Annotated in this window: 20 protein-coding genes, 2 tRNA genes and 1 pseudogene; 15 read left to right on the plus strand and 8 right to left on the minus strand. The window is 70.4% G+C overall.

What is annotated here, in order from left to right:
• Positions 1-39: 39 nt before the first annotated feature.
• From gyrA to ACFYXK_RS15020, 5 genes are all read left to right on the plus strand, one after another.
• On the plus strand, positions 40-2,646 hold the full coding sequence (gene gyrA, locus ACFYXK_RS15000; protein ID WP_383506901.1) for a DNA gyrase subunit A: 2,607 nt from the start codon (positions 40-42) through the stop codon (positions 2,644-2,646).
• Between the two features lie 3 nt (positions 2,647-2,649).
• On the plus strand, positions 2,650-3,303 hold the full coding sequence (locus tag ACFYXK_RS15005; protein WP_389411503.1) for a DUF3566 domain-containing protein: 654 nt from the start codon (positions 2,650-2,652) through the stop codon (positions 3,301-3,303).
• 94 nt (positions 3,304-3,397) lie between these two features.
• Positions 3,398-3,471, plus strand: a tRNA-Ile gene (locus tag ACFYXK_RS15010).
• Between the two features lie 145 nt (positions 3,472-3,616).
• The gene (locus ACFYXK_RS15015) at positions 3,617-3,751 is read left to right on the plus strand and encodes a DLW-39 family protein (protein ID WP_208809277.1); all 135 of its coding nucleotides are present in this window, start codon (positions 3,617-3,619) and stop codon (positions 3,749-3,751) included.
• A gap of 122 nt (positions 3,752-3,873) precedes the next feature.
• The gene (locus ACFYXK_RS15020) at positions 3,874-5,178 is read left to right on the plus strand and encodes a hypothetical protein (protein ID WP_389411504.1); all 1,305 of its coding nucleotides are present in this window, start codon (positions 3,874-3,876) and stop codon (positions 5,176-5,178) included.
• A gap of 17 nt (positions 5,179-5,195) precedes the next feature.
• Here ACFYXK_RS15020 and ACFYXK_RS15025 read toward each other — a convergent pair whose 3' ends face one another.
• Positions 5,196-6,476 (minus strand): protein kinase, encoded by a 1,281-nt coding sequence (locus ACFYXK_RS15025; RefSeq protein WP_389411505.1) that lies wholly within the window; start codon positions 6,474-6,476, stop codon positions 5,196-5,198.
• 33 nt (positions 6,477-6,509) lie between these two features.
• Entirely contained in the window at positions 6,510-7,058 is a 549-nt protein-coding gene (locus tag ACFYXK_RS15030) for a transcriptional regulator (RefSeq protein ID WP_030292665.1), read from the minus strand.
• Positions 7,059-7,222: 164 nt separating this feature from the next.
• Here ACFYXK_RS15030 and ACFYXK_RS15035 point away from each other — a divergent pair.
• A tRNA-Ala gene (locus ACFYXK_RS15035) sits at positions 7,223-7,295 on the plus strand.
• Positions 7,296-7,300: 5 nt separating this feature from the next.
• On the opposite strand, the gene ACFYXK_RS15040 is transcribed toward ACFYXK_RS15035, so the two are convergent.
• Positions 7,301-7,903, minus strand: a complete 603-nt coding sequence (locus ACFYXK_RS15040) for a GNAT family N-acetyltransferase (protein WP_389411506.1) — start codon at positions 7,901-7,903, stop codon at positions 7,301-7,303.
• A gap of 160 nt (positions 7,904-8,063) precedes the next feature.
• On the opposite strand from ACFYXK_RS15040, the gene ACFYXK_RS15045 reads away from it, so the two are divergent.
• Positions 8,064-8,510, plus strand: a complete 447-nt coding sequence (locus ACFYXK_RS15045; RefSeq protein WP_389411507.1) for a LysM peptidoglycan-binding domain-containing protein — start codon at positions 8,064-8,066, stop codon at positions 8,508-8,510.
• An 87-nt stretch (positions 8,511-8,597) separates the two neighbouring features.
• On the opposite strand, the gene ACFYXK_RS15050 is transcribed toward ACFYXK_RS15045, so the two are convergent.
• Positions 8,598-9,290 (minus strand): DUF5324 family protein, encoded by a 693-nt coding sequence (locus ACFYXK_RS15050; protein ID WP_389411508.1) that lies wholly within the window; start codon positions 9,288-9,290, stop codon positions 8,598-8,600.
• A gap of 175 nt (positions 9,291-9,465) precedes the next feature.
• Between ACFYXK_RS15050 and ACFYXK_RS15055 the strand changes: the two genes are divergently transcribed.
• On the plus strand, positions 9,466-9,993 hold the full coding sequence (locus ACFYXK_RS15055; RefSeq protein ID WP_383507495.1) for a peptidylprolyl isomerase: 528 nt from the start codon (positions 9,466-9,468) through the stop codon (positions 9,991-9,993).
• A 130-nt stretch (positions 9,994-10,123) separates the two neighbouring features.
• The gene (locus tag ACFYXK_RS15060; RefSeq protein WP_389411509.1) at positions 10,124-10,999 is read left to right on the plus strand and encodes a rhomboid family intramembrane serine protease; all 876 of its coding nucleotides are present in this window, start codon (positions 10,124-10,126) and stop codon (positions 10,997-10,999) included.
• A gap of 142 nt (positions 11,000-11,141) precedes the next feature.
• Here the strand turns inward: ACFYXK_RS15060 and crgA are convergent, their stop codons facing one another.
• Entirely contained in the window at positions 11,142-11,396 is a 255-nt protein-coding gene (crgA, locus tag ACFYXK_RS15065) for a cell division protein CrgA (protein WP_030153143.1), read from the minus strand.
• Positions 11,397-11,487: 91 nt separating this feature from the next.
• On the opposite strand from crgA, the gene ACFYXK_RS15070 reads away from it, so the two are divergent.
• The 6 genes and pseudogenes from ACFYXK_RS15070 to ACFYXK_RS15095 all read left to right on the plus strand — a co-directional run bounded on the left by ACFYXK_RS15070 (position 11,488) and on the right by ACFYXK_RS15095 (position 15,460).
• On the plus strand, positions 11,488-12,276 hold the full coding sequence (locus ACFYXK_RS15070) for a DUF881 domain-containing protein (RefSeq protein ID WP_383506878.1): 789 nt from the start codon (positions 11,488-11,490) through the stop codon (positions 12,274-12,276).
• Positions 12,248-13,015: a class E sortase gene (locus ACFYXK_RS15075; protein ID WP_389411510.1), complete on the plus strand. Its 768-nt coding sequence runs from the start codon at positions 12,248-12,250 to the stop codon at positions 13,013-13,015. Before ACFYXK_RS15070 ends, ACFYXK_RS15075 begins: the two co-directional genes overlap by 29 nt.
• Positions 13,016-13,106: 91 nt before the next feature.
• On the plus strand, positions 13,107-13,283 hold the full coding sequence (locus ACFYXK_RS15080) for a hypothetical protein (RefSeq protein WP_030292686.1): 177 nt from the start codon (positions 13,107-13,109) through the stop codon (positions 13,281-13,283).
• Positions 13,280-13,918, plus strand: a complete 639-nt coding sequence (locus ACFYXK_RS15085; RefSeq protein ID WP_389411511.1) for an aminodeoxychorismate/anthranilate synthase component II — start codon at positions 13,280-13,282, stop codon at positions 13,916-13,918. Before ACFYXK_RS15080 ends, ACFYXK_RS15085 begins: the two co-directional genes overlap by 4 nt.
• 179 nt (positions 13,919-14,097) lie before the next feature.
• Positions 14,098-14,721 (plus strand): annotated as a pseudogene (locus ACFYXK_RS15090) (class E sortase); the annotation flags it as partial.
• Between the two features lie 19 nt (positions 14,722-14,740).
• Entirely contained in the window at positions 14,741-15,460 is a 720-nt protein-coding gene (locus ACFYXK_RS15095) for a class E sortase (RefSeq protein ID WP_389411512.1), read from the plus strand.
• Positions 15,461-15,560: 100 nt separating this feature from the next.
• Here the strand turns inward: ACFYXK_RS15095 and pknB are convergent, their stop codons facing one another.
• From pknB to ACFYXK_RS15110, 3 genes are all read right to left on the minus strand, one after another.
• Positions 15,561-17,597, minus strand: a complete 2,037-nt coding sequence (gene pknB / locus ACFYXK_RS15100; protein ID WP_389411513.1) for a Stk1 family PASTA domain-containing Ser/Thr kinase — start codon at positions 17,595-17,597, stop codon at positions 15,561-15,563.
• Positions 17,598-17,809: 212 nt separating this feature from the next.
• Complete coding sequence (locus ACFYXK_RS15105; protein ID WP_389411514.1) at positions 17,810-19,279, minus strand: peptidoglycan D,D-transpeptidase FtsI family protein; 1,470 nt, start codon at positions 19,277-19,279, stop codon at positions 17,810-17,812.
• Positions 19,276-20,700, minus strand: a complete 1,425-nt coding sequence (locus ACFYXK_RS15110; RefSeq protein ID WP_030292699.1) for an FtsW/RodA/SpoVE family cell cycle protein — start codon at positions 20,698-20,700, stop codon at positions 19,276-19,278. The genes ACFYXK_RS15105 and ACFYXK_RS15110 overlap by 4 nt, the downstream gene beginning before the upstream one ends.
• Positions 20,701-20,734 lie beyond the last annotated feature (34 nt).

Genomic DNA, 20,734 nt, shown 5'->3' on the forward strand with positions numbered 1-20,734 from the left:
CCTCCGCTGACCGCCGCCTGAAAGGACTTCTGACCAGCAATGGCCGACGAAACCACCCCCACCGCCGAGAATCCCGCGGAGGAGCAGCCCGTGCTGCGCATCGAGCCCGTCGGGCTCGAGACGGAGATGCAGCGCTCCTACCTCGACTACGCGATGTCCGTCATCGTGTCCCGCGCGCTGCCCGACGTACGGGACGGCCTCAAGCCGGTCCACCGCCGCGTGCTGTACGCGATGTACGACGGCGGCTACCGGCCCGAGAAGGGCTTCTACAAGTGCGCCCGCGTCGTCGGTGACGTCATGGGCACGTACCACCCGCACGGTGACAGCTCCATCTACGACGCCCTGGTCCGCCTGGCCCAGCCGTGGTCGATGCGGATGCCGCTGGTGGACAGCAACGGCAACTTCGGCTCCCCGGGCAACGACCCGGCCGCCGCGATGCGCTACACCGAGTGCAAGCTGATGCCGCTGGCCATGGAGATGCTCCGGGACATCGACGAGGAGACCGTCGACTTCACGGACAACTACGACGGCCGCAACCAGGAGCCGACGGTCCTGCCGGCCCGCTTCCCGAACCTGCTGGTCAACGGCAGCGCCGGTATCGCCGTCGGTATGGCCACCAACATCCCGCCGCACAACCTGCGCGAGGTCGCGGCCGGCGCCCAGTGGGCGCTGGAGCACCCGGACGCCTCGCACGAGGAGCTGCTCGACGCGCTCCTGGAGCGGATCAAGGGTCCTGACTTCCCGTCGGGCGCCCTGGTCGTGGGCCGCAAGGGCATCGAGGAGGCGTACCGGACCGGGCGCGGCTCGATCACGATGCGCGCGGTGGTCGAGGTCGAGGAGATCCAGAACCGCCAGTGCCTGGTGGTCACGGAGCTTCCGTACCAGACCAACCCGGACAACCTGGCGCAGAAGATTGCCGACCTGGTCAAGGACGGCAAGATCGGCGGCATCGCCGACGTCCGCGACGAGACCTCGTCGCGCACGGGCCAGCGTCTGGTGATCGTGCTGAAGCGCGACGCGGTCGCGAAGGTCGTGCTGAACAACCTGTACAAGCACACCGACCTCCAGACGAACTTCGGCGCGAACATGCTGGCGCTGGTGGACGGCGTGCCGCGCACGCTGTCGATCGACGCGTTCATCCGGCACTGGGTCACGCACCAGATCGAGGTCATCGTCCGGCGGACGAAGTTCCGTCTGCGCAAGGCGGAGGAGCGGGCGCACATCCTGCGCGGCCTGCTCAAGGCGCTGGACGCGATCGACGAGGTCATCGCGCTGATTCGGCGCAGCAACACCGTCGAGATCGCGCGCGAGGGCCTGATGGGCCTGCTGGAGATCGACGAGATCCAGGCCAACGCGATCCTCGAGATGCAGCTGCGGCGCCTGGCGGCCCTGGAGCGGCAGAAGATCGTCGCCGAGCACGATGAGCTCCAGGCGAAGATCAACGAGTACAACGCGATCCTGGCCTCGCCGGAGAAGCAGCGTCGCATCGTCAGCGAGGAGCTGGCGGCGATCGTCGAGAAGTACGGCGACGACCGGCGCTCCAAGCTGGTGCCCTTCGACGGGGACATGTCCATCGAGGACCTGATCGCCGAAGAGGACATCGTCGTCACGATCACGCACGGCGGTTACGTCAAGCGCACCAAGACCGAGGACTACCGCTCGCAGAAGCGCGGCGGCAAGGGCGTGCGCGGCACGAAGCTGAAGCAGGACGACCTGGTCGACCACTTCTTCGTGTCCACCACGCACCACTGGCTGCTGTTCTTCACGAACAAGGGCCGGGTCTACCGCTCCAAGGCGTACGAGCTGCCGGACGCCGGCCGTGACGCCCGCGGGCAGCACGTGGCGAACCTGCTGGCCTTCCAGCCGGACGAGAAGATCGCCCAGATCCTCGCGATCCGCGACTACGAGGCCGCCCCGTACCTGATCCTGGCCACCAAGGGCGGCCTGGTGAAGAAGACGGCGCTCAAGGACTACGACTCGCCCCGTTCGGGTGGTGTCATCGCGATCAACCTCCGGGAGACGGGCGCCGACGGCGGCGACGGCACCGCCGACGAGCTGATCGGCGCCGAGCTGGTGTCCGCCGAGGACGACCTGCTGCTCATCAGCAAGAAGGCGCAGTCGATCCGCTTCACGGCGACCGACGACGCGCTGCGCCCGATGGGCCGCGCGACCTCGGGCGTGAAGGGCATGAGTTTCCGCGAGGGTGACGAACTGCTCTCCATGAGCGTGGTCCGGCCCGGTACGTTCGTCTTCACCGCGACCGACGGCGGCTACGCCAAGCGGACGCCGGTCGACGAGTACCGCGTCCAGGGCCGTGGTGGCCTGGGCATCAAGGCCGCGAAGATCGTGGAGGACCGCGGGTCGCTCGTCGGGGCGCTGGTGGTGGACGAATCGGACGAGATTCTCGCCATCACGCTCAGCGGTGGTGTGATTCGTACGCGAGTCAACGAAGTCAGGGAGACCGGCCGTGACACCATGGGCGTCCAGCTGATCAACCTGGGCAAGCGCGATGCCGTGGTCGGTATCGCGCGGAACGCCGAGGCCGGTCAGGATGCTGACGAGGTCGAGGAGACCGAGGCGGCCGAAGGACAGGCCGCCGAGGCCGCCGAGGGCACGCAGCCCTCGGCCGGGGAGCACGAGGAGTAAGTCGTGAGTGGAGCCACGGGCGCCGGACCGGCCAAGACTGGGGACGACGGTGCCCGTGGCCCCGCCGCGGACTCCCCCGGTGAGGGCGCGGCCGCCGAGGGCAGGGGGAGAACCGTGACGGACACCCGCAAGCCGAAGCAGGAGAAGGCCGCGGCCGGCCAGCAGCCGGAGCAGCCGTACCACCCGCCGCAGGCCTACGCGGCGCCCTCGGGCCCGGGCGCGCCGCGGGGTGCCGGGGAGGCCGGTGCGCAGCGCAAGCCGCGTACGGGGGCCCGTACGACGCCCAGGACGCGCAAGGCGCGGCTGCGGGTGGCCAAGGCCGACCCGTGGTCGGTGATGAAGGTCAGCTTCCTGCTGTCGATCGCGCTGGGCGTCTGCACGATCGTGGCGTCGGTGGTGCTGTGGATGGTCATGGACGCCATGGGCGTCTTCTCGACCGTCGGCGGCACCATCAGCGAGGCGACCGGGTCGAACGAGAGCAACGGGTTCGACCTCCAGTCGTTCCTGTCGCTGCCGCGCGTTCTGATCTTCACGTCGGTCATCGCGGTGATCGACGTGGTGCTGGCGACGGCACTGGCGACGCTGGGCGCGTTCATCTACAACCTGTCGGCGGGCTTCGTCGGCGGTGTGGAGCTCACGCTCGCCGAGGACGAGTGACCGCCGAATGACCTGCGGGGACGCCCCCGGGGAACGGATTTTGGCGTGACCGTGTCTGTGCGCTAATCTTCAGGAGTCAGCGCGCAGCGCGGATGGGGCTATAGCTCAGTTGGTTAGAGCGCATCCCTGATAAGGATGAGGCCACAGGTTCAAATCCTGTTAGCCCCACAGTGTCGAAGACCCCCAGGCCCATGGCCTGGGGGTCTTCGTCGTAGGGCCAGTTGAAGCCTTCCCAGGTCACCGAACGGTATCGGTGCGTGTGTATTGTTGGCCGTCAGAAGTCCCCAACGTCAATGAAAGACGAGGTCGCGCGGTGAAGAAGCTGCTCCTGGTCGCACTGGCCGCCATCGGCGGGCTCCTCGTGTACCGCCAGATCCAGGCGGACCGCGCCGAGCAGGACCTGTGGACGGAGGCAACCGACTCCGTGCCTTCTGGTTCCGGTGTGTGAGACCCAAAGCTGATCTCATGAAGCCCCGGCTGCCGCTGCGGCCGGGGCTTTGTGCTGTTCTGTGACAAAAAGTTCCGGTATGCAAAGATTTGGCTTGCGCTAGCAAAATCGGGGTGGGCGTGATGGCTCGGGTACGCACGACGGTGCTGGTGGGGGCGGCGGCCCTGGGGCTGGCCGTGGGCCTGCCGGGGGCGGTGCGGGCCGCCACGGCGCCACCGCAGCCGCTGCCGGGCTACCAGGGCGCCCCCGGCGCCAAGAAGATCGAGGGCAAGGCCAGCAGCGCGGACGCCCCGCTCGTGGCGGCCGGGCAGGTCTACGCGGACACCGTGGCCCCGGGTGAGCGCGTCTACCGGCTCAACCTCGACGACGCCTCCAGCGTGTACTTCTCCGCGGTGCTCCAGCCCCCGCGCGGGGCCAAGGTCGGATACGGCGACGGCCTCGAGGTCGCGATCATGACCAAGGAGGGCGCGCGCTGCCCCAACAACCCCGGCCGGGCCGGCTTCGGCTACGACCCCGTCCCGCTCGGCGCGGTCGCCGTGCGGCGGCTCGAGGAGGACGCCGAATGCCAGGGCGCCGGGGGCTACTTCGCGAAGGTCACCCGCACCGCCGCCAAGGACTCCGACCGGAGCGCGTGGCCGGTGGAACTCCTGCTCCAGCGCGAGCCGGGCCTCGCCACGGGCAGCGCCCCCACGACCGCGCCCAGCGTCTGGCCGTCGGCCTCGCCGACGCTGCCCGGCACCGAGCCGGTGGCGCGGACCGGCGGCACGGGCTTCAACGACGCCCGCGCCCTGGGCAGCGGGGTCTGGCGTGACGACCTGCGGCCCGGCCAGACCCGCTTCTACCGGGTGCCGCTGGACTGGGGGCAGCAGCTGGGGCTCAGCGCCGAGCTCGCCGACGCCAGGATGACCAAGTCGTACGGGTCCGCCTCGAACGGGCTCAGCGTCTCGCTCTACAGCCCGTACCGGAGCCTGGTCACGGACAAGGACGTCTCCTACAGCGGCAAGCAGACGGGCGTGACCCTGCCGAAGACGGCCCCGGTGGCGTACGAGAACCGCTTCTCGGACGCCGACGAGGCGCGCGGGACCCGGGTGGCGGGCTGGTACTACATCGCCGTGACCCTGGGCGGGAAGGTCGCCGAGTTCACCGAGGACGCGAGTCCCGTACCGCTGACCCTGCGCATGGACGTCACCGGCGGCCCGGCCAAGGCGCCCGCGTACAAGGAGAGCCTGACCGCCGCCGGGTTCGGGGTCGGCGCCGGGGAGCGGGCCGCCGCCAAGGACGGGCTCACCGCCCCCGAGGCCACGGAGGCGGCCGGCCGGCGCTCGGTGCTGCGGGTGGTGGCCGGCGCGGGCTTCGCCGCCGGGACGGCGCTGCTGCTCGTGCTCGGAGGCTGGATCCTGCTGGCCCGGCGGGGCCGGAGCGCGTAAAGGGGCCGCCCGGCCCCTCAGAGCCCGGTCAGCGCCCAGACGCCCACGGTGAAGCAGAGCAGTGCGGCGACCAGGATCCCGACGGCGACCTTCGGCGGGGGCGGGGCGATGCCGCCGGTCCGGGCGGGCGGCGGGGCGGCGGCCGCCGGGTGCGGGACGGCCGGCGGCGCCAGGTGGAAGCTCCCGGTGTCGGTCGCGCCGGCCGGGGTCGCGTACGGGGAGGCGGGCGGGGTCGCGTACGGGGAGGCGGAGGACACCGCGTACGGGGAGGCCGGGGCCGTCGCGATCGTGCCCCGCGGATCGGCACGGGTGTCCCCGGACGGCGCCGCCGCGGTCGTTGCCGCCGCGGGCGGGGCACCGGACGGCTGCACCGGCGCCGCGGCCACCGTGGGCGCCTCGGGGGTCACCGCAGCCGTGCTCTGGGGACCCTGGGGGCCGAAACCGGCGGGGAGCGGGCCGAGTTGGTCGAACACCTCCACCGGGTCCTCGTCGGGCGCGGGCGGCGGGAGCAGCTCCACGGCCTCGGCAAGGGCCTTGCGGGCCCCTGTGGCGGTCCGGAACCGGCTCTGCGGGTCCGGCTGCAGGAGGTTCGCGACGACGTCCCAGAGCGGCGCGGGGACGCCCTCGGGGGCGCCGGGGGTGCCGTGGGCGAGGAAGTGCTCCACCAGGGCCTGGGAATCGGGCTTGCGGCCCTGGAGGAGGTACAGGGCGACCAGCCCGACGGCGAAGAGGTCCGCGGGGAAGTCGGGTTCGGATCCCAGCAGTTGTTCGGGGGCGAAATAACCGGGCGTGCCCACCACGTAGTCGGTCTCGGTGAGCCGGGGCTCGCCCTTGCGCATCGAGATGCCGAAGTCGGACAGCCGCAGGTGCGGCCGCCCGGTTCCGGTGGCCTCCATCAGGATGTTGGCCGGCTTGATGTCGCGGTGGACGACGCCCTCCGCGTGCACCGCGGCCAGCCCCGACAGGAGCTGGTCGAGCAGCGTGCACACGAACCGGGGCGGCAGCGGCCCGTAGTCCCCGATCACGTGGCCGAGGGAACCGCCGGCGACGAGGTCCATCGTGAACAGGACCTTGTCGTCGTCCGCCGCCCAGCTGGCCGGGGCCAGCACGTGCGGGTGGTCGATGCGCAGCGCCTGCTCCCGCACGAAGCGCAGCAGGGTGTGGGCGTCGCTCTGCTGGAGGACCTTGGCGGCGACGTACCGGCGGCGCCGGTGGTCCCAGGCCCGCCACACGGCGCCCACGCCGCCGCGGCCGATCGGATCGATCAGCTCGTACCGGCCGGCGAAGACCTCACCCATCGCTGCGCCCGTCCCCCGTACCCGTCCGTCGTGTCAGTTCTGGTGCGACTCGTAGTGGGCGACCGCGTCCGCGGTACGGCCCGCGCCGTAGACCCGGAGGAACTCTGCCAGTTCCGGATGGCTGGGGGCGAGGGAGTCGGCCGCGTCGATGATGTCGCCGGCCGCGGAGACCGAGCGCAGCAGCGACTGGATCTCCCGGACGACGCGCTTGACGGTGGGCGCGCCGGAACTGGTGGTGGTCTGGCCGCTGTTGCTGAGGACGGAGCCTCCCTGGGTCTTCTTGATCTCGTCCATCCGGTCGGTGGCCTCGGCGGCGCTGACGCTTCCGTCCGCCACCTGGCCCGCGAGGTCCTGGAGCGCCTGGACGCGCTGGACCACGGCCGGATTGCCGATCTTGGCCCGCTGGCCGCTCATCAGCTGGGAGAGCATGGGCGCGGACAGGCCGAGGACGGCAGCGAGGCGGGCCTGGTTCAAGCCGAGGTCATCTATGAGCCGGCGGAAGAGGGCGCCGAGCGGCTCCCCGTACCAACTGCGCTGGAGTTCCCGGGCTCTGGCCGTGGCCTCTTGCTGTACAGCGTCCACTCTTACTACTCCCCTACTTCGCTGGTGCGAACCTCGCGAGCATCTTACGGAGAGTGGTCGCAGGGCGGGAGTCCCTATCATTTTGCGAGATGCGGGGGTACACCCGGTACTCTGTTCTGCGGAACGGCCACTTCTTCGCGGGAGACGGTCGCGTCCACCGTTTCGGGGCTTTAGCTCAGTTGGTAGAGCGCTGCCTTTGCAAGGCAGATGTCAGGAGTTCGAATCTCCTAAGCTCCACAGCATCAGAGGCCCTCTGACCGGCGCAAACGCCGGTCAGAGGGCCTCTTTGTGCGAGGCGCCGGGACTGCGTGCGGCTGCTGCTGGAGGTCGATCCAGTAGCGGCGCTTGGGGCCGATGAGCGTCTCGCGGACGTCCTCGAGGACGCCGCCGCCGCTCTCGATCGTGCGCACGGACCCCGTGTTGTCCGGGTCGCACGTCAGCAGGACCCGGTCCATTCCCATGATCCGCGCCTCGTGCAGGACCGCGCGCAGGGCCCAGCCGGCCAGGCCGCGGCGGCGGGCCGAGGGCCGCACGCCGTAGCCGATGTGGCCGCCGGCGTCGAGGAGGAACCCGTTCAGGTAGTGGCGCAGGTCGATGGCGCCCAGATAGGTGTCGTCCTCGGCGATCCACCAGTACGTGGCGTGGACGCGGCCCTGCTCGACCGGGACCGTCCGGTCCCCGTACCGCCGCAGCCGCTCGGTCCAGGCGGCGAAGCCCCCGGCGCTGTCGACGTCGTCGTCGGAGCCGAGGCCGGCCCCGTCCATGTGGGCGTCGGGGCCCCATTCCTCGCGGGCGGCGAGCCAGGAGGCGTGCAGCCGGGGGGAGGGGAGGATGAGCTCGGGCATCCGGGGACAGTAACAGCCCGGCGGAGCCGGGGCGGGCGGCCGGCGGGCCGCCCCGGTGTCCCCCGGTTGGCGCCGTCACAGGGCCGGGCGGCCGCTCCTGTCCGACAGTGGGGGGAGGCACCGAGCCAGGGGGCGACACCACCGCCGGAGGCGTACAGACATGGGACTCTTCGACTTCCTCAAGTCCGACAAGAAGAAACACGAGGCCGCCGAGAAGGCAGCGGCGGCCTCGTCCGCCGACTACGCGTCGAAGTACAGCGACGCCGTCTCGGCCACCAAGGCGGCCGCCGAGCGGATGGCCGCAGCGGCTCCGCCCAAGGCCGCACCGGTTCCGCCGAAGCCCTCCGCGGCGCCCCACTCGCCGTACACCCCGACCCCGTCGTCCGCGGCCCACAAGGCGGTTCCCGCGGCCCCGGCCCCGGGGCCCGCGCCGGCAGGCGCGCAGCTGATGTACACCGTGCGGGCCGGCGACTCGCTCTCCTCGATCGCCCGCCGGGAGCTGGGCAACGAGGCCCGCTGGCGCGAGCTGTACGCCATGAACAGGGGCGTCATCGGCTCCAATCCCGAACTGCTCCGCCCGGGTCAGGTGCTCACCCTCCCCCGCTAGCAGGGCGGGAGGGCGGGAACGGGGCGAGGGCCCGGATCCACCGGATCCGGGCCCTCGCGCCTGCCGTCCGCTCCAGGCGCCCGCCGGCTACATCAGGTTCTCGTCCGCCGGGCCGGACCCGGCCTCGCGCTCCTTCGCCGCCAGCTCGTCGTCGAAGCTGGCCTGCTCGCGCTCCCGGGACGGCTCCGTGGCCGCCGGCGGCTCGACGAGCCAGTCCGGGTTCGACTGCTGGTCCCACCACCGCCAGGCCATGTACGCGCCCGCGGCCACGATGCCGACCACCGCCACCCACTTGAACGCCCGGCCGGTGCAGGCCCGCCGCTCGTTGCGCCTCACCAGCTTCTGCACTTCCTTGGCCGACACCTGGCCGCGCAGCGCCGCCAGGGCCGCCGTCGACCGCGACGCGGCCTCTTCGGCCACCGGCTGTGCCGCAGCCAGCGCGCTCTCGAGCCTCGGCTGCGTGTAGTCGGCCGCCTGGCGCGCCGCCCGGCGCGTGTGGTGCACCGCCATGGTCGCCGCCCGGTCGACGTTCGGCGGCACGTGCGCGCGCGCCGCCTTCATCCGCGGATGCAGATGGCAGTCGTACGCCGTACGGGCCTGCCGTGCCGCCTCGGCGGTCGCGTACGACACCTTCGGCGCCAGCCGCTCGTTCGCCTCGGCCGCGTAGTGCACGGCGGCTTCCCTGGCGGTTGCTGCGTACGGCGCCACCACTTCCGCTGCGTGCCTGACCGTGTCCCTGGCGCTTTCGGCGGCCAGGTGCACGCTGTCCTTGCGGGTCACGGGATCCTCCTCCTCGGTGGCGGACACAGTTCACCTTTCCACCCTTTGTCGGATCATGCCTGCCATACCGCCGAGCGGCATGCGTGACAGGGCATACGGGTGGAGGATTTCTGTGCCGTGCAGCCCTGCGTGGGAAGATCTGGAACCGACAGTGATGACTATGGAAGGCAGATCCGTGGCCGAGAAGCTCTACGCCACCCTGAAGACCAACCACGGCGACATCGAGATCGAGCTGCTGGCGAACTTCGCCCCGAAGACGGTCAAGAACTTCGTGGAGCTGGCCACGGGCGCCCGCGAATGGACCCGTCCCACCGACGGCCAGAAGACCACCGATCCGCTGTACGACGGCACCGTCTTCCACCGGGTCATCAGCGGTTTCATGATCCAGGGCGGCGACCCGCTCGGCAACGGCACCGGCGGCCCGGGCTACCAGTTCGCCGACGAGTTCCACCCCGACCTGGCCTTCACCAAGCCGTACCTGCTCGCCATGGCCAACGCCGGCCCGGGCACCAACGGGTCCCAGTTCTTCATCACCGTCGCCCCCACCGCCTGGCTGACCCGCAAGCACACCATCTTCGGCGAGGTCACCGACAAGGCCAGCCAGAAGGTCGTGGACGACATCGCCGGCCTGCAGACGAACCCGCGCACCGAGCGCCCCCTCGACGACGTGATCATCCAGTCCGTCGTCGTCGAGAAGCGCTGACCGCAGCGCCCGGGCCGCCGCGGCGGCCCCGGCGGCCGCACCCCGGGAACCTTTCCGCCCCGCCCGTCCGTCCTGGATGTGTACCGGACCGGCGGGGTGCACCCCTGCCCCGCCCTGATCGAGGGGACCGATGGACACCGACCGTCTGCCGGGCTGCTACCGCCACCCGGACCGCGACACGGGGGTCCGCTGCACGCGCTGCGAGCGGCCCATCTGCCCCGAGTGCATGATCAGCGCCTCGGTCGGCTTCCAGTGCCCCGAATGCGTCCGTGAGGGCTCCGGCACCGGCCACGGCCCGGCCGCGAACACGCCGCGCACCGTGACGGGCGCAGTGGTGGCCGCCGATCCCCACCTCGTCACCAAGATCCTCATCGGGATCAACGTCGCGCTGTTCCTGGTGGGGCAGCTCGTGCCGGCGGTCGTCGTCCAGCTGGAGCTGCTCGGGCGGTACGTCGAGTACTTCGGCGGTCCCGTCGAGGGCATCTCCACCGGCCAGTACCACCGGCTGCTGACCTCGGTGTTCCTGCACGTGGAGTGGTGGCACATCGCGGGCAACATGCTGGCCCTGTGGGTGATCGGCGGCCCGCTGGAAGCGGCGCTGGGCCGGACCCGCTACCTCGCCGTCTTCCTGCTGTCCGGCCTGGGCGGAAGCGCCCTCGTCTATCTGCTGACCGCCCCGAACACGCCGACCCTCGGCGCCTCCGGCGCCATCTTCGGCCTGCTCGGCGCCACCGTCGTCCTGGTGCGCCGGCTGCGCTACGAGATGCGGCCGGTGATCACCATGGTCGTGCTCATGCTGGTGCTGACCTTCGTGCCGTTCGGCGGCAGCCTGTCCGTGTCCTGGCAGGCCCACATCGGCGGCCTGGTGACCGGTCTGCTGGTCGGTCTGGGCATGATGGGACCGGCCGCCGGCAGGACGCGCACGCTCATCCAGTGGGGGACCTGCGCGGCGGCATTCCTGCTGGCAGCGGCGGTGGTCCTGATCCGTACGGCCGAACTCACCTGATCACACCGGCGTCAACACTCCACAGGGTTATCCACAGATCTTCTGTCTTTTCCTCAGGTGTGGATGACGCTGTGGATAACTCATGGGGAGAGCTTGTCGGACCGGGTGCGCCTGTGCTTGTCGGCGCTCGGACCGGGTCCGGCTACTTCCACTGGGTGGAGACGCCGAACCCCGCTGCGATGAAGCCGAAACCGACCACGATGTTCCAGTTGCCCAGTGCCTCGATCGGCAGCTGGGTCTCGGTCACGTAGAAGACAACGATCCACGCGAGACCGATCAGGAAGAACGCCAGCATGACCGGGGCGACCCAGCTGCGGTTGGTCAGCCTGATGGTCTGCGCCTGCTTCGCCGGCGGCGGCGTGTAGTCGTCCTTCTTGCGGATACGTGACTTCGGCACGAGGGGCTCTCCTGTCGATGCGCTGGGGACCTTGCCTGCCCCGGGCGTCCGTTAGCGTAGTGGACCTGTGGCGTTGAAGGAGAAGGGTACGTTGAGCAATTCCGACGACTCCTCCGCGGGTCCCCGTCGCCGGGCCAGACCGGTCCGGCTGCTGACGGCCGCCGTTTTCGCCCTGGCCGGTCTCATCTTCGTCACCAGCTTCAACACGTCCAAGGGTACGAACATCCGGACGGACGCCTCGCTCCTCAAGCTCTCGGACCTCATCCACGAGCGCAGCCAGAACAACGCGCTGCTCGAGCAGAGCACCGCGGCCGTCCGCGGCCGGGTCGACGCCCTCGCAGAGCGTGACGACGGCAGCACCAAGGCCGAGGACGCCAAACTGGCCGCCCTGCGTGTCGCCTCCGGCACCGAGCCGCTGTCCGGCAAGGGGCTCACGGTCACCCTGAACGACGCCCCGCCCAACGCCACCGCCCGCATCCCCAACGTGCCCGAGCCGCAGCCCAACGACCTGGTGATCCACCAGCAGGACCTGCAGGCCGTGGTGAACGCCCTGTGGCAGGGCGGCGCCCAGGGCATCCAGGTCATGGACCAGCGGCTGATCTCCACCAGCGCGGTGCGCTGCGTCGGCAACACGCTGATCCTCCAGGGCCGGGTCTACTCGCCCCCGTACAAGGTGACGGCGGTCGGCGACCCGGCCGCGCTGCGCAAGGCGCTCGCGGCCTCACCCGCCCTGCAGAACTACCAGATGTACGTGAGCGCGTACGGGCTCGGCTGGAAAGTGGACGAGCACAAGGAGCTGACACTTCCCGGGTACTCCGGCACAGTGGACCTCCACTATGCGAAGCCGCTGGATGCCTCCTCCGCGACCAGTACGCCGTGACGTCGTACTGCGCCTGGTGGTGCGGACCTTCAGCGAGGTCTGCCTGACGGCGGGCACGCTGATCGTGCTCTTCGTCGCGTACGTCCTGCTGTGGACCGGGGTCAAGGCCGACCGGTCCATGGACGGGGAGATGGCCCGGATGCGCGACCGCTGGGCCTCGGCCGCAGCCCCCGCGGCCGCCGCACCGGCACCGGACCGGAGCCCGGCCGCGAGCCCGGCCGCCCCGCAGCCCGCGCAGGACGCGCCCGCACAGGAAGAGCCCGGATACGCCCCGGGCCAGGCCTTCGCCGAGATGTACGTCCCCCGCTTCGGCCCGGACTGGAACAAGCCGGTCCTCGAGGGGACCGGTACGGAACTGCTGAAGAGGGGCCTCGGCCACTACGCGGGCACGGCCCGCCTCGGCGGCACCGGGAACTTCTCGGTGGCGGGCCACCGGCGGACCTACGGCGACCCCTTCAAGGACTTCCCCGAGCTGCGCCCCGGCGACGCCGTGATCCTCAAGGACGCGACGGCCTGGTACACGTACACGGTCCGAGGCGAGCCGCTGCGCACGCTGCCCACCGACGTCGGGGTGGTCGACCCGGTGCCGCGCAGGTCGCCGTTCACGGGCCCCGGGCGGTACCTGACGCTGACGACCTGCGATCCGGAATGGGGTCACAGCCACCGGCTGGTCGTGTGGGCGGAGCTGACCGGGACCCGGACGGCCGCCCAGGGCCGCCCGGAGGGTTTGCCGAGCTGACCCACCGGGCCCGGCCGCTGCCTTTAGTCTGTTTGCGTACCGCCCCCGCGGTGCGGTGGGTTGTTCGTGGACGGATAAGGAAACAGACGGCATGTACGGCTGGATCTGGCGGCATCTGCCGGGCAACGCGTGGATCCGCGCGCTGATCTCCCTCGTACTGGTCTTCGCGGTGGTCTTCGTGCTGTTCCAGTACGTCTTCCCGTGGGCCGAGCCGCTCCTCCCGTTCAACGACGTAACGGTGGACGAGGGATCGGGAGCCACTCCGTGAGCGCGCGCATTCTGGTTGTCGACAACTACGACAGCTTTGTCTTCAACCTGGTCCAGTACCTGTACCAGCTCGGTGCCGAGTGCGAGGTGCTGCGCAACGACGAGGTCGCACTCGCCCACGCGCAGGACGGTTTCGACGGCGTGCTGCTGTCGCCCGGGCCGGGGACGCCGGAGCAGGCGGGCGTCTGCATCGACATGGTCCGCCACTGCGCCGACACCGGGGTCCCGGTCTTCGGCGTGTGCCTGGGCATGCAGTCCATGGCCGTTGCGTACGGCGGCGTCGTGGACCGGGCCCCCGAGCTGCTGCACGGGAAGACCTCGCCGGTGGTGCACGAGGGCCTCGGTGTCTTCGAGGGTCTGCCTTCGCCGTTCACCGCGACCCGCTACCACTCGCTCGCGGCCGAGCCGGGGACCCTGCCGGACGTGCTCGAGGTCACCGCGCGCACCGAGGACGGGATCATCATGGGGCTGCGGCACCGGGAGCACGACGTCGAGGGCGTGCAGTTCCACCCCGAGTCGGTGCTGACCGAGTGGGGCCACCGGATGCTCGCGAACTGGCTGGTGCGCTGCGGGGACGCGGGGGCCATCGAGCGCTCGGTGGGGCTGGCCCCGGTGGTGGGCAAGGCCGTCGCGTGACCGCGGTCGCGCCGTCCGCGCCCACGCAGGGCCGGGCCGCGCGGCGCAGGGCAGCTCAGGAGGCCGCGAAGCGCTCGCGGAGGCGGGGCGGCGGGCGGCGGCGCAGGCGGCCCGCGTCGGGCGGCCCGGTGGTCGCCCTGAGCCGGCTCGCCGGGGAGCTGTTCATCACGCTGGGCGTGGTGATGCTGCTGTTCGTCGCCTACCAGCTCTGGTACACGAACGTGCTGGCCGAGCGGACGGCGAACGGCGCTGCGGGCTCGCTGCGGCAGACCTGGGAGCAGGCCCCCGGCGGGGCCGACGCGCCGCCCTCCTCCGCGTTCGAACCGGGGCAGGGGTTCGCGATCCTGTACATCCCGAAGCTGGACGTGAAGGTGCCGGTGGCGGAGGGGATCAGCAAGCCGAAGGTGCTCGACAAGGGGATGGTCGGGCACTACGGGGACGGCGCGCTGAAGACGGCGATGCCGGCCGACAAGCAGGGCAACTTCGCACTGGCGGGCCACCGCAACACCCATGGCGAACCGTTCCGCTTCATCAACCGGCTGGTGCCGGGCGACCCGGTCGTGGTCGAGACGCGGGACGCGTACTACACGTACGAGATCACCTCGTCGCTGGCGCAGACCCCGCCGACCAACGTGTCGGTGATCAAACCGGTGCCGGAGGGGTCGGGTTTCACCTCGCCGGGCCGGTACATCACGCTGACGACCTGCACCCCGGAGTTCACGAGCACCTACCGGATGATCGTATGGGGCAGGATGACCGGTGAACGCCCCCGCAGCCAGGGTGCTCCGCCCGCGCTGACCAGCCCGTAAGGACGAACAAGCAGTGTCACGTGCCGCACCGCCGCCCCACCAGAGCCGCAGTGTGCTCGCCGGGTTCCTGAGCCTGCTGGGCGAGTTCCTGATCACCGTGGGCCTGGTGCTGGGCCTGTTCGTCGCGTACTCGCTGTGGTGGACGAACGTCCTCGCGGACCGGCAGGCCTCGGCGCGCGGCGACGACGTCCGCCGGCAGTGGCAGAGCGCCCCGGGGGCGAACGCGCCCGCGGCGCCCGGGGCGCTGGACACCATGGACGGCATCGGCTTCCTGCACGTGCCGGCGATGAAGAACGGCGAGGTCCTGGTCAAGCGGGGCACGGCGCCGGACCTCCTCAACGACGGCGTGGCCGGGTACTACACCGACCCGGTCAAGGCGGCCCTGCCGTGGGAGCCGTCGGGGAACTTCTCGCTGGCGGCGCACCGGGACGGGCACGGGGCGAAGTTCCACAACATCGACAAGGTGAAGAACGGCGACGCGGTCGTCTTCGAGACGCGGGACACCTGGTACGTCTACAAGGTCTTCGCGGAGCTGCGCCAGACCTCGAAGTACAACGTGGACGTGATCTCGGCGGTCCCGAAGGAGTCGGGGCGGACGGCGCCGGGCCGGTTCATCACCCTGACGACCTGCACGCCGGTGTACACGTCGAAGTTCCGGTACGTCGTGTGGGGCGAGCTGGTGCGGACGGAGAAGGTGGACGCGCAGCGCACACCCCCGGCGGAGCTGCGCTGACGGGGACACCGACCTCGCACGGACACGCAAAAGCCCCTGTGAGCGGCTCTGAGGCCGCCCACAGGGGCTTTCCGCGTCTCGGTGCGGTATGACCCGCAGGCTAGCTCCGGCCGCCCGTCAGGCCGTCGAAGATCGAGCCGCCGCCGTTGCCGCCGTTGCCGCCGTTCTGCTGGCCGGGCAGGGTCTGGACGTTGATGACCCTGCCCGCCTCGACGGGAGTGCCCGCCGGGGGATCGGTCTGCACGACGACCGCCCTGTCGTCCGTCGCGCCCGCGATGACCTGGAGGCTCAGGCCCCGGCTCGCGAGGTCCGCCTTGGCCTGGGCGACGGTCTTGCCGATCAGCTGCGGGACCTGGGTGTTCTGGCCGGCCTTGGCGATCTGGACGTTGACCGTCGTGCCCACGGCGAGCTGTTCACCCGCCGGGAACTGCTGGCCGACGATCGTCTTCGGCGGGGCACCGGGAGAGTCGACCTCCGTCACGCTGCCCAGCTTGAGCTTGGCGTCGTTCAGGGCCTTGACCGCCGCCTCCCTGGTCTTCCCGAGGAGGTCCGGCATGTCCGCCTTCGACTGCTCCTTGGCGACGGTCAGCGTGACGGTCGAGCCCTTCGGGGCCTTGCCGCCGCTCTTCGGGGTCTGGTCCAGGACGGTGCCGGCGGTCCGGTCGGACTCCTGGGTCTTCTTCTCGACCACGAAGCCCTTGTCCTTGAGCGCCTTCTCCGCGTCCTCGAACTTCACGTTGAGGACGTCGGGCACGTCGATGTTCGGTGCGCCCGAGGAGACCTTGACCTTGACCGTGGAGCCCTTGTCGACCTTGGTGTCGGGCACCGGGTTCTGCGAACAGATGCTGCCCTTGGGCTGGTTCTCGCAGGCCTCGTCGGCCTCTTTCTCGACCTTGAGGCCGACGTTGTCGCCGGTCTTCTGCGCCTGCTCGAGGGTCTGGCCGATGAGCTTGGGCACGCTGGGCCGGTTGTCGGCGCCGCCGCTGAAGAGGGAGCGGCCGATGAGGATGGCGCCGACCAGGACGAGGATGCCGGCCGTGACCAGCAGGATCGTCGAGGCCTTGCTCTTCTTCTGCTGGCGGCGGCCGTGGCCGCCCTGGTCGTAGCCGCCCTGGCCCTGGTCCCCGTAGCCGTAGCCGCCGTCGCCCGGGGGCATCGGCGGGAGCATGGAGGTCTGGCCGGAGTCGGCGGCGCGCAGGGCGGTGGTGGGCTGGTCGTAGCCCTGGTGTCCGTAGCCGTGGCCCTGGTCGGGGTAGCCGTAGCCGGGGGCGCCCATGGCGGCGGCCGCCGCGACGGGCTGGCCCTCGAGGCAGGCCTCGATGTCGGCGCGCATCTCGTCGGCGGACTGGTAGCGGTAGTCGGGGTCCTTGACCAGCGCCTTCAACACGATCGCGTCCATCTCGGGCGTGATCTCGGGGTCGAAGTTCGACGGCGGCTGGGGTTCCTCCCGTACGTGCTGGTACGCGACGGCGACCGGGGAGTCGCCGATGAACGGCGGCCGGACGCTGAGGAGTTCGTAGAGCAGGCAGCCCGCGGAGTAGAGGTCGGAGCGTGCGTCGACCTGCTCGCCCTTGGCCTGTTCCGGAGAGAGGTACTGGGCGGTGCCGATGACGGCCGCGGTCTGCGTCATGGTCATGCCGGAGTCGCCCATGGCGCGGGCGATGCCGAAGTCCATGACCTTGACCTGGCCAGTGCGGGTGAGCATGACGTTGGCGGGCTTGATGTCGCGGTGGACGATGCCGGCGCGGTGCGAGTACTCGAGGGCCTGGAGGATGCCGATGGTCATTTCCAGGGTGCGCTCGGGCAGCAGCTTGCGGCCGGAGTGCAGGAGCTCACGCAGGGTGGAACCGTCGACGTACTCCATCACGATGTACGGGATGGAGATGTTGTCGACGTAGTCCTCGCCGGTGTCGTAGACGGCGACGATCGCCGGGTGGTTCAGCGACGCGGCCGACTGGGCCTCGCGCCGGAACCGGGCCTGGAAGGACGGGTCGCGGGCGAGATCGGCGCGCAGGGTCTTGACGGCGACGGTACGGCCGAGCCGGGTGTCGTGGGCGAGGTAGACCTCGGCCATGCCACCGCGGCCGAGCACGTGGCTCAGCTCGTACCGGCCGCCGAGGCGACGCGGCTCTTCCATAACGTTGCAGCCCTCTCCGTCAGTCCCGACCGCACCCGTGTGTGGTCCGGCGGTGTGCTGTTCGCGCAAAGGCTACCGGCCGATCGTCGGTGATCGGTTCGTGACCACAGCCTGATACCGGACCGGTACCGTACGCTCGGATCCGGGCGGGAACAGTGATGCGGATCACTCCAGTTCGGCTTTTACGCCCCTTCGGCCTGTGCGCTCCCCCGTCAGCCCTGGTTCTTCAGGACGGCTTCCATGACGGCCTTCGCGACCGGGGCCGCGAGGCCGCCACCGCTGATGTCCTCGCGGTCGGCGTCGCTGTCCTCGATGACGACGGCGACGGCCACCGGGGAACCCTTGTCCGTCTTCGCGTAGGAGATGAACCAGGCGTAGGGGCGCTTGGCGTTCTTCTCGCCGTGCTGGGCGGTGCCGGTCTTGCCGCCGACCTGGACGCCCTTGATCTTGGCCTTGCCGCCGGTGCCGTTCTCGTTCTCGACGACGTTGACCATCATCTGCTGGAGCTTCTGCGCGTTGGCCGCGGAGAGCGGGCGGCTCATCTCCTGCGGCTCGTGCTTCTCGATGACGTCGAGGTTGGGCGCGGTGAGCTGGTCGACCATGTACGGCTTCATCAGCTTGCCGTCGTTGGCGACGGCCGCGGCGACCATCGCCATCTGGAGCGGGGTGGCGGCGGTGTTGTACTGGCCGATCGCGGAGAGCGAGTTGCTCGGCCGGTCCATGGTCTTGTCGTAGACGCTGGCGAACGCCCGGACCGGGGTGTCGATCTTGTCGTTGTTGAAGCCGAACTTCTGCGCCGTCTCCAGCATCTTGTCCTTCGTCACCTTGTCGGCGACGTTGGCGAAGACGGAGTTGCAGGACACCTGCAGCGCGAAGTTGAGGCTCGCCTTCTCACAGCCCTTGGCGTGGTTGACCATCGGCGTCTGCGTCGTCGGCAGGAGGAACGGCTCGGGGGTGTCCGTCGGCGCGTCGATGTTGGTGACGACACCGTGCTCCAGCGCGGCCGCGGCGGTGACCACCTTGAAGGTCGAGCCGGGCGGGTAGGTCTCGCGCAGGGCGCGGTTGACGAGCTTCTTCTCCGGGCTGTCCTTGAGCGCGACCCAGTTCTTCTCGTCGGTCTTGGAGTTGCCGGCGAAGCTGGACGGGTCGTACGAGGGGGTGCTGACCAGGGCCAGGATGGCGCCGGTGCGCGGGTCGATCGCCGCGACGGCACCCGTCTTGTCGCCGAGCTTCTCGAAGGCGGCCTTCTGGACGTCCGGCATCAGCGTGGTGACGACGTTGCCGCCGGCCTTCTTCTCGCCGGTGAACATGCCGACGGTGCGGTCGAAGAACAGCCGGTCGTCGTTGCCGGTGAGGATCTTGTCCTCGAGGGACTCGAGCTGGGTGGAGCCGAAGGCCTGGGAGGCGTACCCCGTCACCGGTGCCCAGAGCTCGCCGGCGGTGTAGGTCCGCTTGTACTTGTAGTCGCTGCCGTCGGTGGTGTCGGACCCGGTGATGGCCTGGCCGCCCGCGACGATGATGTTGCCGCGCTGGGTGGCGTACTGGGCGATCTGGACCCGGCGGTTCTCCTTGCGGGTGCTGAGTTCCTCGGCCTGGACGTACTGGAGCCAGTTGGTGCGGATCAGCAGTGCGAGGACGAGCAGCCCGCAGAAGATCGAGATGCGGCGCAGGGGCTTGTTCATGACGGGCGGACCACCTGGGTCATCTCGGAGTCGGGGGACGGTGCCGGGGCCGGGGCGGGGCGGCGTGCGGTGTCGCTGATCCGGATGAGGATCCCGATGAGGGCCCAGTTCGCGAGGACGGACGAACCGCCGGACGCGAGGAACGGCATGGTCATGCCGGTCAGGGGGATGAGGCCCATGACGCCGCCCGCGACCACGAAGATCTGCAGGGCGAAGGCGCCGGAGAGGCCGATGGCGAAGAGCTTGCCGAAGGGGTCGCGGGCGGCGAGGGCGGTGCGCACGCCCCGCTCGATGATCAGGCCGTAGAGCAGGAGGAAGGCCATGACGCCCGCGAGGCCGAGCTCCTCGCCGACCGTGGAGAAGATGAAGTCGGAGTTGGCGGCGAATCCGATGAGGTCGGAGTTGCCCTGGCCCCAGCCGGTGCCGAGGACCCCGCCGGAGCCGAAGCTCATGATCGACTGGCCGACCTGCTCGCAGGCGCCCGACTTCGAGTAGCAGGCGAAGGGGTCGAGCCAGGCGGTGACACGGGCCTTGACGTGGCTGGCGGTCGCGCCGACGACGGCGGCGCCGGCCACGCTCATGACCAGGCCGATGACGATCCAGCTGGTGCGCTCCGTGGCCACGTACAGCATGATCACGAACATGCCGAAGAACAGCAGCGAGGTGCCGAGGTCGTTCTCGAAGACGAGGACGAGCAGGCTCATCGCCCAGATCATCAGGATGGGGCCGAGGTCGCGGCCGCGCGGCAGGTAGAGGCCCATGAAGCGGCGGCTGGCCAGGGCGAGCGCGTCGCGCTTCACCATCAGGTAGCCGGCGAAGAAGATCGCGATGACGATCTTCGCGAACTCGCCGGGCTGGATGGAGAAGCCGCCGACGCTGATCCAGATCTTGGCGCCGAAGACGTCGGCTCCGAGGCCCGGCACGACCGGCAGGATCAGCAGGACAAGCGAGGCGGCCATCGAGATGTACGTGAACCGCTGCAGGGTGCGGTGGTCCTTGAGCAGCAGCAGCACGCCGGCGAACAGGGCGATGGCGAGTGCCGTGTACATCATCTGGCGGGGGGCCGACTCGGAGAAGTGGCCGAAGCTGCGCTTGGCCAGGTTCTGCAGCCGCTCGGACTGGTCGAGTCGCCAGATCAGGACGCAGCCGAGCCCGTTGAGCAGGGTCGCGATCGGCAGCAGCAGCGGGTCCGCGTACTTCGCGTAGCGGCGCACCACGAGGTGGGCGATGCCGGCGAGGACGGCGAGGCCGCCTCCGTACGCGACCATGCCGGGAGGCAGCTTGCCGTGGATCGACAGGCCCACGTTGGCGTAGGCGAAGATCGGGATGACCACGGCGAAGACGAGCAGCAGGAGCTCGGTGTTCCGCCGGCTCGGCAGCTCGATGGCGCCGATGGTGGTCGTGTTGGTGACAACGCTCATGGTGTGGCAGGCCCCCTGTGCCCGCAGGTGTCTA

The sequence above is a fragment of the Streptomyces sp. NPDC002209 genome, assembly GCF_042890265.1.
Taxonomy (GTDB): Bacteria; Actinomycetota; Actinomycetes; order Streptomycetales; family Streptomycetaceae; genus Streptomyces.